This is a genomic window from Cupriavidus sp. DL-D2 (genome assembly GCF_039710735.1).
Classification (GTDB): domain Bacteria; phylum Pseudomonadota; class Gammaproteobacteria; order Burkholderiales; family Burkholderiaceae; genus Cupriavidus.
Map to the genome: position 1 here is coordinate 1 of NZ_JBDKXK010000016.1, position 13,560 is coordinate 13,560.

Annotated in this window: 12 protein-coding genes; 8 read left to right on the forward strand and 4 right to left on the reverse strand. The window is 59.6% G+C overall.

Annotated features, from left to right (window positions below):
• Window positions 1–135 precede the first annotated feature (135 nt).
• Both ABDB81_RS11965 and ABDB81_RS11970 read left to right on the forward strand, forming a co-directional pair.
• Window positions 136–711 (forward strand): helix-turn-helix domain-containing protein, encoded by a 576-nt coding sequence (locus ABDB81_RS11965; RefSeq protein ID WP_346811277.1) that lies wholly within the window; start codon window positions 136–138, stop codon window positions 709–711.
• A 120-nt stretch (window positions 712–831) separates the two neighbouring features.
• Window positions 832–1,992 (forward strand): OpgC domain-containing protein, encoded by a 1,161-nt coding sequence (locus ABDB81_RS11970; RefSeq protein WP_346811279.1) that lies wholly within the window; start codon window positions 832–834, stop codon window positions 1,990–1,992.
• 6 nt (window positions 1,993–1,998) lie between these two features.
• Here the strand turns inward: ABDB81_RS11970 and ABDB81_RS11975 are convergent, their stop codons facing one another.
• Complete coding sequence (locus ABDB81_RS11975; RefSeq protein ID WP_346811281.1) at window positions 1,999–2,883, reverse strand: LysR family transcriptional regulator; 885 nt, start codon at window positions 2,881–2,883, stop codon at window positions 1,999–2,001.
• Between the two features lie 121 nt (window positions 2,884–3,004).
• Between ABDB81_RS11975 and ABDB81_RS11980 the strand changes: the two genes are divergently transcribed.
• Window positions 3,005–4,123 carry a muconate/chloromuconate family cycloisomerase gene (locus ABDB81_RS11980; RefSeq protein WP_160473525.1) on the forward strand — a complete coding sequence of 373 codons (1,119 nt, stop codon included), beginning with the start codon at window positions 3,005–3,007 and terminating at the stop codon, window positions 4,121–4,123.
• Window positions 4,124–4,161: 38 nt separating this feature from the next.
• On the forward strand, window positions 4,162–5,130 hold the full coding sequence (locus ABDB81_RS11985; RefSeq protein ID WP_346811282.1) for a tripartite tricarboxylate transporter substrate binding protein: 969 nt from the start codon (window positions 4,162–4,164) through the stop codon (window positions 5,128–5,130).
• Window positions 5,131–5,303: 173 nt separating this feature from the next.
• On the opposite strand, the gene ABDB81_RS11990 is transcribed toward ABDB81_RS11985, so the two are convergent.
• Both ABDB81_RS11990 and ABDB81_RS11995 read right to left on the reverse strand, forming a co-directional pair.
• Complete coding sequence (locus ABDB81_RS11990) at window positions 5,304–6,386, reverse strand: ionic transporter y4hA (RefSeq protein ID WP_137927316.1); 1,083 nt, start codon at window positions 6,384–6,386, stop codon at window positions 5,304–5,306.
• Between the two features lie 127 nt (window positions 6,387–6,513).
• Window positions 6,514–6,684 (reverse strand): hypothetical protein, encoded by a 171-nt coding sequence (locus ABDB81_RS11995; protein WP_171020486.1) that lies wholly within the window; start codon window positions 6,682–6,684, stop codon window positions 6,514–6,516.
• 478 nt (window positions 6,685–7,162) lie between these two features.
• On the opposite strand from ABDB81_RS11995, the gene ABDB81_RS12000 reads away from it, so the two are divergent.
• The 4 genes from ABDB81_RS12000 to ABDB81_RS12015 all read left to right on the forward strand — a co-directional run bounded on the left by ABDB81_RS12000 (window position 7,163) and on the right by ABDB81_RS12015 (window position 12,505).
• Complete coding sequence (locus tag ABDB81_RS12000) at window positions 7,163–9,325, forward strand: type I secretion system permease/ATPase (protein ID WP_346811284.1); 2,163 nt, start codon at window positions 7,163–7,165, stop codon at window positions 9,323–9,325.
• Between the two features lie 2 nt (window positions 9,326–9,327).
• Window positions 9,328–10,758, forward strand: a complete 1,431-nt coding sequence (locus ABDB81_RS12005) for an HlyD family type I secretion periplasmic adaptor subunit (protein ID WP_346811286.1) — start codon at window positions 9,328–9,330, stop codon at window positions 10,756–10,758.
• 54 nt (window positions 10,759–10,812) lie between these two features.
• Window positions 10,813–11,409: a hypothetical protein gene (locus tag ABDB81_RS12010; RefSeq protein WP_346811287.1), complete on the forward strand. Its 597-nt coding sequence runs from the start codon at window positions 10,813–10,815 to the stop codon at window positions 11,407–11,409.
• Window positions 11,410–11,914: 505 nt separating this feature from the next.
• On the forward strand, window positions 11,915–12,505 hold the full coding sequence (locus ABDB81_RS12015) for a hypothetical protein (RefSeq protein ID WP_346811289.1): 591 nt from the start codon (window positions 11,915–11,917) through the stop codon (window positions 12,503–12,505).
• A 339-nt stretch (window positions 12,506–12,844) separates the two neighbouring features.
• Here ABDB81_RS12015 and ABDB81_RS12020 read toward each other — a convergent pair whose 3' ends face one another.
• Entirely contained in the window at window positions 12,845–13,558 is a 714-nt protein-coding gene (locus ABDB81_RS12020) for an SOS response-associated peptidase family protein (protein WP_346811290.1), read from the reverse strand.
• Window positions 13,559–13,560 lie beyond the last annotated feature (2 nt).

Below are 13,560 nucleotides of genomic sequence, written 5' to 3' on the forward strand. Positions count from 1 at the left end.
GGCAGCTCTGCTTGCCGATAACGCAATTAGAACCGCTGGCCCTCTCCCCCGACCCCTCTCCCGCGGTGCGGGAGAGGGGAGCAAACAGGCAGGTGGAGATACAACAATACAGACCTGTCTACTATAATCCCCTCCATGACCACCCCATCCGCCCGCGATCGCATTCTCGATACCGCCGCCCGGCTTTTCTACAGCCAGGGCTACCGCGCCACCGGCATCGACCGGATCATCGCCGAGTCCGGCGTCGCCAAGATGTCGCTGTATCGGCATTTCCCGTCGAAGAACGACCTGATCCTCGAGTATCTTCAGCGACGGCACGATCAGTGGATGACATGGTTCGAGGCCGGCGTGCGCAGCCGCCTCGCACAAAGGCCCAATCTCGATGTGTTCGCCGATACATTGGGCGAGTGGTTCGCTACAGACGACTATCGCGGTTGCGCCTTTATCAATATGGTGGCCGAGACGGGCAGCGGGGCGGGTGACGATCCGCGACTGCTGGAGCAGTCGGTATCGCACAAGGCGTCGCTGCAGGATTTCGCCCGCGACATCGCGGCGGAACTGGGGCTGGCCGAGTGCGAGGCCGTGGCAGCGGAAGCCATTCTCTGCATCGAAGGCATGATCATTCGCGCGCAAACCACACACGATGCGTCGGTCGTGGATGCCGGACGGCGCACATTGGCGCGTCTGCATGCCGCATACGTCTCCTTGTAAGGACGGCGTAACGCGCTGAAACATAGCCATACAAGGTAAACCCTGATGCCGCGTTAAAATGCGTCTCTCAGTTGCCGGCCGCCCCATTTTTGTCGCGCCGGCGACGTTCGGGATGCTCCAGTGAATGCACTCAACAACGCCCGGCGCACCGAGATCGATCTGATTCGCGGCATCGCGCTGCTCTTCATCGTGGTCGATCACGTCAACGGCAGTGTGCTGGCCGACTATACGATCCGCAATTTCCAGCTCTTCGACGCTGCCGAGGTGTTCGTCTTCCTGGCCGGCTATTCGGCCGGCGCCGCCTATCTGGCGATGGAAGCCCGCGACGGTGCCAGCGCCGCGCGCAAGCGCCTGCGCCGCCGTAGCTGGGAAATCTACAAGGCGTTCGTGCTGACCGGCGTGCTGATGCTGCTGTTCGGTCTGGTGCTCGCGCTCTGCAAGGTGCCGGCCCCCGCCGTGCGTGCCACCGAAGCGCCCGACTTCATGGCCCAGCCAATCGCCACGGTCTTGCAGGTAATCGGCCTGGCGCGCCAGCCTTTTGTTTCCGATGTATTGCCGATGTACGCCGTGTTCATCGGCGTGGCGCCGCTCGCCATTCGTTGGGCACGTGCGCAGCCGCTGGCATTTATCTGCGGCAGTGTCGCGCTCTGGCTGATGTCGCCGGCGCTGTTGCCGCTGCTGCCGAGCAGCGAGCCGCGCGGCTGGAGCTTCAACCCTTTCGCCTGGCAATTGATGTTCGCCATGGGGTTGTTGGCACGCCTGCGTCCGGATTTCATCCTGCCGCAGCAGACCATCGTGCGTCGCGCTTTCACGGGCGGTGCCGTGGTGGTGGCGCTGGTGTGCATGGCCGCCGCCTACCTCTGGATGCGTCCCCACGTCTATGAAGCCTGGCTGCCCGCATGGGTGCCGACGATGGTCTTCCCGCTGCCGAAGCAGAGTCTTGCCGCGCTGCGCGTGGTCAGCTTCCTTGGCCTGGCATGGCTGGTCTATCTGGCCGTGCGCGCGGGATGGGTGGAGCGGCTCGCGCGATTCATGGGCCCGGTGGTCCAGATCGGGCGGCACAGCCTGTTCTGCTTCGTGCTGGGCGCCGTGGTCTCGGTGGGGATCGAAGGACTGACCTATGGGTTTGCTGGCGGAAGGCCCACGCGACCGGTGGCGCTGACCGGGGACATCGTCGCCGTGGCCGTGCTGCTGCTGGTGGGCGGCTGGTATGGGCGCCGCAAGGATGCGGCCAAGGTGGCCGCGAAACTGAAGTCGAAATCGAAGATCGTGTCGGCCTGATTCCCGTCAGGCAGCGCCCGTCCGCGAGCGCACCCAGGCGATGGCCCGCTCCAGATGGGCCGAAGTGTCGCCGGCCCGGTAACTCATGATCACGGGCGAGACAAAACCCGGCGCATCAATCGGCACGTAACGCACGTCGTCCCGGTGCAACCGTTGCACCGAGGCCGGCACCAGCGTGATACCCAGCCCGGCTGCGACGAGTCCCAGCGCAGTCTGCAATTCATTGGCTTCCTGCACGATTTTCGGCTGCAGCCCCTGCGCGCGGAACAGCGATAGCACGTGATCCGCGTAGCTCGGCCGGGGCCGGGCGGGATAGAGGATCAGCGGCTGCCGCGCCAAGGTCTCGGCATCGAAGGGCCCGGCTGGTGCCGCCGCCGTGGCGGGCATGGCGGCCACTAGCGCCTCGGCCATCACCACCTCCTGGACGATGGCCGGATCACTGAAAGTCAGGCGGCCGAAGGCGAGGTCGATGCGGCCGGATTTGAGCGCGTCGAGTTGCTGCACGGTAATCATCTCGGTCAGGCCGACCTCCATGCCACTGTCATCGCCGCGCAATTCCCGGATCAGGTCAGGCAGAACGCCATACAACACCGACGGCACGAAGCCGATCCCGAACCAGCGCTTCTCATTGCGGCCAATGCGCCGCGTGCCGTCGAGCGTCTCTTCGAGTCGCTGCGTCAGTTGCAACGACTGCTCCAGCAGGAAACGCCCGGCCTCCGTCAGCCGCAGCCCGCGCCCGATACGGTCGAACAGCGCCACGCCGATTTCTTCCTCGAATTGCCGGATCTGCCGCGATAGCGGCGGCTGTGCCATGTGCAGTCTTTCCGCCGCACGCGTCACATTGAGTTCCTGTGCCACCGCCTGGAAATAGCGCAGATGACGGAGTTCCATATCCCTTGCTCCTTCCCTTCGATCTATACCCTGCAGGTATCAATCGAGACATCATCGGTCTTGGACACCCATTGCGTCAACGGCCATACTCGACTGCACAACGAATCCGTATGGAAAAAGTATGACCACGACGATTTCTTCCATTGAGGCCATCCTGGTGGACCTGCCCACGATCCGGGCGCACCAGTTGGCCATGGCCACGATGCAGCAGCAGACGCTGGTCATCGTGCGCATGCGCTGCAGCGACGGGGTGGAGGGGATCGGCGAGGCCACGACGATTGGCGGCTTGTCCTATGGCGACGAGAGTCCGGAAGGCATCAAGCTGACCATCGACACCTACCTGGCGCCCGCACTGGTGGGCGAGGACGCCGCCAACGTACACGGTGCGATGGCACGACTGAACAAGGTGGCGCGCGGCAACCGGTTCGCGAAATCGGCGCTGGAATCAGCCATGCTTGACGCGCAAGGCAAGCGCCTTGGCGTGCCGCTGGTCACGCTGCTGGGCGGCGCGGTGCGCGAGACCTTGCCGGTACTCTGGACATTGGCCAGTGGCGATACGGGCCGCGATATCGAGGAGGCCGAGCGCTTTCTGGCGGAGCGTCGCCACAACACCTTCAAGCTCAAGATCGGCCGGCGCAGCGTGCGTGACGATGTAGCGCACGTCTCGGCGATCAAGCGGGCGCTGGGCGATCGTGCCCGCGTGACCGTGGACGTGAATCAGGCATGGAACGAGGCCGATGCGGCCACGGGCATCGCGATGCTCGAAGCGGCTGGCATCGACCTGATCGAGCAACCCACGCCACGCGACCATCCCGCTGCGCTGGCGCGATTGTCCCAGCGCTTTGTGGTGCCGATCATGGCCGACGAGTCCGTGACTGGCCCGGCCGATGCGATGGAACTGGCGCGGCTCGGCGCCGCCGACGTCTTCGCGCTGAAGATCGCCAAGTCCGGCGGCATCTTCGGCATGCTGCGCACGGCGGCCGTGGGCGAGGCGGCGGGCATCGCGCTCTATGGCGGCACGATGCTCGAAGGCGCGGTGGGCACCATTGCTGCCGCGCACGGCTTCTGCACGCTGCCACAACTGGCATGGGGCACCGAATTGTTCGGGCCGCTACTGGTGAAGGACGATATCGTGACCGAGCGTCCCGTGTATCGCGACTTCGCACTGCACCTGCCCACTGGGCCGGGGTTGGGACTCGACATCGACGAAGACAAGCTCAGGCACTATCGCCGCGCCTGAGCCGCTGACAGAACAAAGCAACAAGGAACGGAGACAAGATGAAATCGCTGCACACATTCGCCATTGCCGCATCGCTGCTGTTCGCGGCTGCCGCACCGGCCCACGCTGCCTATCCCGATCATCCTATCCGCTGGGTGGTGCCGTTTCCGGCCGGCGGCGCGATGGACAACATCGCGCGCACGCTGGGGGAAGACATGTCGAAGACACTGGGCCAGGCTATCGTCGTGGAGAATCGGCCGGGAGCTGGCGGCAACATCGGCGCCGAACTGGTGGCGCGTTCGCCTGCGGACGGCTACACGATCATCATCGTCGCCAACGGCATGGCGGTGAATCCGGCACTGTATGGCAAGCTGGCCTATGACCCGGTCAAGGATTTCGCGCCGGTCTCGCTGCTGGCCGTGGTGCCTAACGTGCTGGTGACCAACAAGGCGAAGACCTCCGCGAAAACCGTGGCCGAGGTCATCGCCAATGCGAAAGCCAAGCCCGGCAAATACACCTATGCATCGGCCGGCAACGGCACGTCGATCCACCTCGCCGGGGAGCTGTTCACGTCCATGGCGCAGGTAGACCTGCTGCATATTCCGTACAAGGGATCGGGCCCGGCCATTACCGATCTGCTCGGCGGGCAGGTGGACTACATGTTCGACAGCATCACCTCGGCCAAGCCCCATATCGACAGCGGCAAGCTGACGCCCATCGCCGTGACCACGAGCAAGCGCTCGACGGCGTTGCCGAACGTCCCGACCGTGGCCGAGGCGGGTGTGCCAGGCTACGAACTGTCCCCGTGGTTCGCGGCATTCGTGCCCGCGAAAACGCCGCAGCCCATCATCGACACGTTGAATCGCGCAATGGTGGATGCCCTGAAAAAGCCCGCTGTGCAGCAGAAGCTGGCCGGCATCGGCGCAGAACCGATCGGCAGCACCCCGGCCCAGTTGAAGGACCATCTGGCCAAGGAAACGGTCAAGTGGGGCGCACTGATCAAGGAGAAGGGGATTCGGGCGGATTAAAGCGACTTCTCTCCCACTGATTGTTTTCTCCCCTCTCCCGCACGCGGGAGAGGGGCAGGGGGAGAGGGCAAGAGGCTCTGCTTGCCGATCACATCAAAATTTGCACCGCCGGCCCTCACCCCCAACCCCTCTCCCACTTCGCAGGAGGGGGGAGTCAAGTCATAGGGAGTGGATCAAGGCACCACCGTCAAAAACAAATACGCCGCAAAAATCACCAGATGCACCACCCCCTGCAGGATCGTCGTGCGGCCCATCCCCAGGGTCAGTGACGCGACGATCATCGTCAGGAACAGCAGTACCATTTCCTTCGCGCCAAGCCCCAGTTCCAGCGGTCGGCCGAGAAACACGAAGACTGCGGCCACCGTAGGAATCGTCAAACCGATACTGGCCAGTGCAGACCCCAGCGCCAGGTTCAGGCTAGTCTGGATGCGGTCGGCGCGCGCGGCGCGCAGGGCGGCGAGCCCCTCGGGCAGCAGCACCAGCGCGGCAATCACCACGCCCACCACGGCGGGCGGCAGGCCCGCGTCTAACACGGCGCGCTCTACCGATGGCGACAGCATCTTGGCCAGGGCCACCACGGCCACCAGGCACACGATCAGCAGCACTGCACTGACGGCCGCCACCTTGCCGGGCGGGGGCGGCGCATGCACGTTCTCGTCGCGGCTGCCTTCCACGAGAAAGTAATCGCGATGACGAATGGTCTGCACAAAGACGAAGCAGCCATACAACACCAGCGACATCACGCCGGCAAAAATCAACTGCGAGGAAGACAGCACCGGACCCGGCGTGGTGCTGGTGAAGTTGGGCAGGACCATTGTCAGGCCAAGCAGCGTGACGAGAATCGCCATGGCGGCGTTGGCACCCGGCGCCTGGAACGCCTGCTCGCGATGATGCAGCGCGCCGACAAACAGGCACACCCCCACGATGCCATTGCAGATGATCATCACGGCGGCGAACACGGTGTCTCGCGCCAGTCCCGCTTTCTCGGGGCCGGACGACAACATCACCGATACGATCAGCGCCACCTCGATCACCGTCACGGCAATCGCCAGCACCAGCGTGCCGAATGGCTCGCCTACCTTGTGCGCCACGACCTCGGCATGGTGCACTGCGGAAAATACTGCCCCGGCCAACGCGGTAGCCATCAGCGCCACCGTCCATCCCTGACCCGTCAGAAGAATGCCCAGGCCAAATGCGACCCAGGCGGCCAGCGGAGACCAGACGGTCCACGCCGGCAGCTTGTTGGAAGTTGCCATTGCTCTTGATTCCTTGCTTGTTATTGTCACTCGCGGGCGCGAGCGTAGAACCCGCAGGGCGCGGGCGCAAGTTAGTCAGGCAGCGGGGAGGGGCCGCAGTTCCCCAAGGGCGTGAAGTTTCGGGCGCTCAGTCTGAGGAAGCGCAACCCGAAGCCGATTTCACATCGTTGGCGGCACGGTCCGGCGGCGCGGGATCGAACTCGCGCAGCGCGGGATGGTGGCGGTAAATCCACCGTGCCGCGACGATGATGACGGCGAGAAATGCGAGGACGTATCCGACAAAAGAGACAGCATTCATTGTTCTGACCTGAGTGGATGCGGCTCTGATGGCCGGTGGCCGGTCAGTATGGGTGGCGATTCCTGCAGAAAACACCCTCTATTGGTGGGGCGAAGGCATCACCCAAGTGGGGGCTGCGGGTGATGAATGGAAGCTTCCGATCTACTGCGCTGTGTGGCAGGACGGCGGCAGGCCACGGCGGTGTCCCTTGCTGCTTTCAACCGTCCCGCTCTTTCCGCAAGCTCCGATTTTTCCTACCTAGTAGAACTCGCGTGTGTGGGCAAAAGCGGCCGCATTACTACGACTGCGTTCCAATAATCGTATAAATACTATCAAATCAAGTGAAATCTAATTCTGTATTTAATATTACTTATTTAAAATTATTGAATATTGATGTAAATCACATTGTGAATATTGAATAACATTTTCTTGTGTGAAATAGTGCACCGCGTTCGCCGTAGGTCACTGGGACAATGGGCACAAAAATCAGACAAGAGTCATGAGGCAAGAATCCTCGCTTCCGGTCTCGTTCGGAGAAAGCAATGAGGACGCGGGTGCGGCGCAATCGGACACCGGTCTGGAATCACTCTGCCTGATCGCTCGCTTCCACTCCATCCCGGTGGAATCCGATCAGATTGCACATCAGTTTCGAGCAGCGGAGCGGCTCTCGACGTCAGAATTGATTCTCGCAGCGCGTCATCTCGGCATGTCCGCCAGGTCGACGCGTATCCGGGCGGACCGGCTGTCTAAGGCCGCGCTCCCTGCCATTGCGGTCGGGCGGGATGGTTCCTTCGTCGTGTTAGCACGCGTCGACGAGGGCAAGTGTTTGATTCATGACCCGAGCGCGCACCGTCCCGGAATTCGAGATGTCGCAACGTTTTCTGAGTGGTGGACGGGGGAATTGGTTGTTCTTGCGTCGCGCGCATCGTTGGCTGCCGAATTGAGCAAATTCGATTTCACATGGTTTATTCCTGCGGTCATCAAATATCGGCGACTGTTTGTTGAAGTGGTAGTTGTTTCTCTGGCCTTGCAACTATTCGCCTTGGTCACTCCACTGTTCTTCCAGGTGGTCATGGACAAGGTGCTGGTACACCGAGGGCTGACCACCCTTGACGTGATTGCTTCCGGCCTGCTTGTCGTGGTTGTGTTTGACGTGATCCTGTCTGCCTTGCGAACGTATGTGTTTGCGCATACGACAAGCCGCATCGACGTTGAACTCGGCGCCAAACTGTTCCGCCATCTGTTGGCCTTGCCAATGAGCTATTTCCAGGCACGTCGTGTCGGAGACTCTGTTGCCCGGGTGCGAGAACTGGAGAACATTCGCAGTTTCCTGACAGGGAATTCCATTACGGTTGTGCTGGACCTGCTGTTCTCGATCGTATTTCTGGCGGTGATGTTCTATTACAGCGGCTGGCTGACGCTGATCGTCCTGATTTCTTTACCGTGCTATGTCGTGCTGTCGCTGCTGTGGACGCCACTGCTACGTGCTCGATTGCACGAAAAATTCAATCGTGGTGCGGAGAATCAGGCGTTCCTGGTGGAAACCGTTAGCGGTATCGATACGGTCAAGGCCATGGCCGTGGAGCCGCAATGGACGCGCAAATGGGACAACCAGCTTGCCGAGTACGTCAACGCAGGCATGCGGACAACGGTGATCAGTACGGTAGCCAATGGCGGCATCACCCTGGTCAGCAAACTGGTGACAGTTGGCACGATGTATTTCGGTGCCAAGCTTGTAATCGAGGGCGATCTGACCGTCGGGCAACTGATTGCGTTCAATATGCTGGCTGGCCAGGTGGCCCAGCCCATCATGCGGCTGGCGCAGTTGTGGACCGACTTCCAGCAAACAGGTATATCGCTGCAAAGGCTTGGCGACATCCTGAACACGCGGACCGAAACAGTCGGCAGTCGCAGCAGCATGCCAGCACTAAAAGGTGCGATAGCGCTTCACGAGGTGGTGTTCCGTTATCGGCCGGATATGCCTGAGGTGCTGCGCAACCTGTCACTAAAGATCGTGCCTGGTGAGGTCATTGGCGTCGTAGGGCACTCGGGATCGGGCAAGAGTACGCTGACCAAGTTGATCCAGCGCATGTACACCCCGGAGCAGGGGCGAGTTCTGGTGGATGGCATCGATCTCGCCCTGGTCGATGCGACTTCGCTGCGGCGCCAAATCGGCGTCGTGCTCCAGGACAACACCCTTTTCGCGCGTTCGATTCGAGAGAACATCTGCTTGACAGATCCGGGTGCTCCGCTCGAAGCCGTCATCCACGCGGCCCGACTGGCCGGGGCGCATGAGTTCATTTCCGAACTCCCGGAAGGCTACGACACGATCGTTGGCGAGCATGGCGCAACGCTATCCGGAGGCCAAAGACAGCGTATTGCCATCGCCCGTGCCCTGATCACCAATCCACGCATCCTGATTTTCGACGAAGCGACCAGTGCGCTCGATTACGAGTCGGAACGGATCATCCAGGACAATATGAAGTCTATCTGTCAAGGCCGGACGGTGGTGATCATCGCGCATCGTCTGTCTGCGGTACGCGAGGCGAACCGGATCATCGTGATGGAGCGCGGAAGGATCGTGGAGACAGGTTCGCATCATGAACTGCTTGCCACTCCCCACGGTCACTACGCGCGGCTCCACGCCTTGCAGGCGGGTTGATCATGCGAGCCATCAAACTGAAGCTTGCCGCAATCGGCGAGTTGGTGGCGCGGCACAACCGTGTATTCGGCCATGCATGGCGTGAACGAAAGTCGTTGGATCCAGTCGGTCGAACGCGAGGCGAAGCCGAGTTCTTGCCCGCAGCTCTGGCTCTGGTCGAGACGCCCCTGTCTCCCGCGCCGCGAGTGGCGATGTGGTTGCTGATGGGCCTTGCGGTAATTGCGTTGACGTGGGCCATCTTCGGCAGGATCGACATTGTGGCTACTGCGCAGGGCAAGATCGTGCCCAACGATCGGACCAAGCTTATTCAGCCACTGGAGACTGCGAAAGTCGTGGCCATCCATGTGCATGACGGGCAGCAAGTGAGGGTTGGGGACGTACTGATCGAACTCGATCCCACCGCTGCGCATGCCGATCAGCGCCGGCTACAGGTAGAACAGGTGAACGCGACACTCCAGGCCGGACGCGTGCGAGCCATGATGGATGCGTTGACGGGAAACACCCAACCCACGCTCGAACATCCCGCCGGGATTCCCGAGTCCGAGTACGCAGAGGCATTGCAACTGCTGGAAGGACACTTCGCCGAGTACGCATCCCGCCGTGCCCGGCTCCAGGCGGATCTGCGCCGCCGTGAAGCAGAGCGCCAGTCCACACTTGAACTGGTGCGCAAGCTCGAACAGACGGTGCCACTTGCACAGCAGCGGGCGAGAGACTTCAAGGACCTCGTCGCGAGGAACTTCGTATCCAAGCACGGCTACTACGAGCACGAACAGGCGCGAATCGAACAAGAGGCCGATCTGGCAGCACAACGCAGCCGGTTGAATGAAATCGATGCGGCCATTGCCGAGGCGCGCAGCCAGCTATTGGCACTCACAGCCGAAACCCGGCGATTGCAACTCGACAGCTTGCACGAAGCCCAGCAGAAGCTCGCAGCATTGACGCAGGAACTCCGCAAGGCGGATATGCGAACGACGCTGACGCAACTGGTGGCACCAGTCGACGGCACCGTGCAACAGCTTGCTGCCCATACGGTGGGCGGTGTCGTGACCGAAGCCCAGCCACTGATGATCATCGTCCCGAAAGACAACCCCATCGAAGTCGAAGCCTTTCTGGAAAACAAGGATATCGGCTTCGTCGCAGCGGGCCGTACCGCCACGGTGAAAGTGGAGACATTCCAGTACACGAAATACGGAACGATTAACGGCACCGTGATGTCGGTCTCCGACGATGCGATCAACGACGAAAAGCGCGGATTGATTTATGCATCGCGTATCCGGCTCGACACCGCGGAAATGCTCGTCGACGGGCGCAAGGTCAGATTGTCACCCGGTATGGCGGTGACTGCTGAAATCAAGACGGGAAAGAGGCGGGTGATCGAGTATTTCCTTTCTCCGTTAATGGCGCATGGGTCGGAGAGTTTGAGGGAGCGGTAGAGACGGCACCGACCAATCTCTCAGGTAACTGGTCGAAATTTCGAGGAACGGTTTATGGTCGAACTCAAGAATGAATCGGAGCGACGCGCTGATAGAAGTTACAGGAGAAAGCTGTGGCGGCTGATTACTGCCGTCTACGTTGTTCCATATCTGACTTTGGCAGCTATTGCCATCTTCTGGCCTGCTGACTCCGGATTTCTCGGCGTTGATTTCAGAGATAGCTGGTTTGCCAACGCGGTGCCATCTATTTCGGGTTATGTCTCTCAATCAGCTTTCCCTGCTGCCACCGCGGCCTATTTTGTCCTGTCCGGATTATTGTCCTTGCCTTATCTGATTATGGGGTTGCGTGATCCTGTTGCTGTGATGAGTTTCGGTTCGTATCAGAAAGTCGAAGAGGGGAAAATAAAATACAACTCGCGGATTTTACCGGTGCGTCTGCTTTCTTTTGTTTTCTGCATCTTTGCAATCTGGTTTATGTGGGCACAGCCTGGATTTCAGTTGGATTCTATTCCCATTCATGAAAAACGGTGGGCCCTGGCAGTGGGCGGGGTGTTTTTCAGTTTTTTCACCATGTCCTGCATATATATAAATTCTGCTGGGCTTTGTGCGCGGTATATGATGAACCTGGATTTTTCAGGCAAATTTCGATAGTTGAGTATGCATAGTGTAATCCTAATAAGTTTCTCTATTGTCTTGGCAGTATTGGCTCATTCAACTTTGATGTATTTTTACGCAGACGATGAGGTGAATATTCCTCTTTGGAGGTTGTTTTTTCCTGCTCCTTCAAGAGGGAAAATTGTTTCGATACTGTGCGCAGTATTGAGTGGGTTTTTCCTGTATGGGGCGATTATTTTGCTGGATAACCCGATGAATTGGAGGTGGCAGGCATGGAGAAATCTTGTTGTCATGGGCGGAGTGCCACTCGCGTTGTATGCGACGTATTTGATTCGACGAGTTAAGCGAGATCCGTTGGGGAACCTCATCTTTGTTCCCTCCCATGCTACAAGTGCCGAGTGGAAGGCGCCAATCCTGATTTCCGCTGTGGTTTCCCTTGTTTCTATGGTGGTCTAGGAGATGTTTTGTGAGTTGAGGTTGCAGTCGGTCCAAATTGGTAGAGACTTGCATCGAAAGTTGAAGATAAATCAAGGGGTGGGTAATGAGGCGTAACGATAATTGTGCTGGGGAGCGAAGCGATAAATTTTGTGAAAAAAAGCCATGGGGTTTGATTGCTGCGGTGTATGTTGCGCCATATTTAATGCTTGTGGCGATAGCATTTTATTGGCCTTCAGATTCTGAATTTCTGGGTATTGATTTCAGAAGCGCTTGGCTGGCGTACAACGTACCGTCGATTTCGGGATACATCGAGAATTCAAAATTTCCGGCTGCTACCGCCGCCTACTTGGTTTTGTCAGGAGTTTTGTTTCTTCCATATCTACTGCTTGGAATAGTGAACCCCATTTCGGTAGTATTTTTTGGTTCATATCGAAGCATGATGGAAGCGAGAAATAAAGCTAATTCGAGGCCTTTGTTTGTGCGTCTTCTCGCGTTTGTTTACTGCTTTGCGATGATATGGATTATGTGGTGGCAACCCGGTTATCAATTTGGGTGGCTTCCAATAAACGATCAACGCTGGGCGTTGGCGTTCGGCGGTGTTCTGCTTGGTTTTTTTACTACGTCTTATTTTTGGTTAAATGGTGCGGTAGTTTGTGTAAGGTGTTTTTTGAAACCGACTTTTGAAAGGAAATGAAGATGTCGAATTGGTATACTTTGACAAGGTGATAATTGACAGTTGGTTCTCGAGCAAGAGCTACCAGATCGAGAAGTTTGTTGCGGGGGATGGCAAGATCGTGCAGAGCGGGGCGCTTCTGAATCTGGTTAGCGCCATGGCTCAGTTCTCGCCACCGCGTACGGGCGATACGGCGATGCCTCTAAGTTTTGGGGAGCCGTTGCAAGCTGCCATGGTCGCTGCGTGGAAGTAGTGAGGTAGAAAAGAGGGCGCCGGAGTGGGCGCCCGTTTCCATTTGCCGCATCGGGAAGCCGTGGGTGATGAGCGAATGGCTTCCCGATTGCCCTTGGAACCTGCCAGTCAAAACAGAGGTAACGTGCCGTCATCGTCGCTTTTGCTGACGGCTGCCTTGGACGCTGCTCCCTTCGTCCTTACCACCGGCGCCGCCTCCGCCCGCATCGCCTCCGCCGGAAACAGCTTCAGAAAACTCCGTGCCACCTCAGGATCACGCGTTTGCAGCCATGCATCCCATTCCGCAGGCGGCACGATGACGACCGAGCGCTTCTCGTCGCCGGGGCGGTGCATGCGGTTGAGGACGGGATGCGATGCCGCGTTGACGGTGAGCATCGTGAAGGAGAGCGATTGGTCGGGCCATGCGCGCCAGAGTCCGGCGATGCCGAAGGCGGGGGTGTCGGGCAGCCAGATTTTCCAGCGCTCGGCTTTGCCCGGTCGCTCGGGCGTGCCATCCTCGGGATAGGCATATTCGTAGAACGCGCTCGCCGGTATCAGGCAGAGCTGGCCCTGCCGCCATGCCGGGGCAAAGGTGGGTTTCTGCCCGACGGTCTCGCTGCGTGCGTTGGTGGTGTCGTAGCGTTTGGCGCCGGGTGGGATGCGTGAGCGGGGCACCATGCCGAAGGTGGCGAGCGCCGCCTCGCGCGAACCCTCGACCCCGGCTCGCACTATGGGGGCGGTGTAGTCCGGCCACGTTTCCTCGGGATACACGCCCGGGGGCGGTTCCACGCCGAAGATCTCGCGCAGGATGCGCAACTGCACGGGGGCATAGTTGGTACACATGA

Bases quoted from the DNA above. Each gene is read 5' to 3' on its own strand.
- ABDB81_RS11965 (WP_346811277.1), top strand. From the start codon at position 136: ATGACCACCCCATCCGCCCGCGATCGCATTCTCGATACCGCCGCCCGG.
- ABDB81_RS11975 (WP_346811281.1), bottom strand. From the start codon at position 2,883: ATGGAACTCCGTCATCTGCGCTATTTCCAGGCGGTGGCACAGGAACTC.
- ABDB81_RS11980 (WP_160473525.1), top strand. From the start codon at position 3,005: ATGACCACGACGATTTCTTCCATTGAGGCCATCCTGGTGGACCTGCCC.
- ABDB81_RS11985 (WP_346811282.1), top strand. From the start codon at position 4,162: ATGAAATCGCTGCACACATTCGCCATTGCCGCATCGCTGCTGTTCGCG.
- ABDB81_RS11990 (WP_137927316.1), bottom strand. From the start codon at position 6,386: ATGGCAACTTCCAACAAGCTGCCGGCGTGGACCGTCTGGTCTCCGCTG.
- ABDB81_RS11995 (WP_171020486.1), bottom strand. From the start codon at position 6,684: ATGAATGCTGTCTCTTTTGTCGGATACGTCCTCGCATTTCTCGCCGTC.
- ABDB81_RS12000 (WP_346811284.1), top strand. From the start codon at position 7,163: ATGAGGCAAGAATCCTCGCTTCCGGTCTCGTTCGGAGAAAGCAATGAG.
- ABDB81_RS12005 (WP_346811286.1), top strand. From the start codon at position 9,328: ATGCGAGCCATCAAACTGAAGCTTGCCGCAATCGGCGAGTTGGTGGCG.
- ABDB81_RS12010 (WP_346811287.1), top strand. From the start codon at position 10,813: ATGGTCGAACTCAAGAATGAATCGGAGCGACGCGCTGATAGAAGTTAC.
- ABDB81_RS12015 (WP_346811289.1), top strand. From the start codon at position 11,915: ATGAGGCGTAACGATAATTGTGCTGGGGAGCGAAGCGATAAATTTTGT.
- ABDB81_RS12020 (WP_346811290.1), bottom strand. From the start codon at position 13,558: ATGTGTACCAACTATGCCCCCGTGCAGTTGCGCATCCTGCGCGAGATC.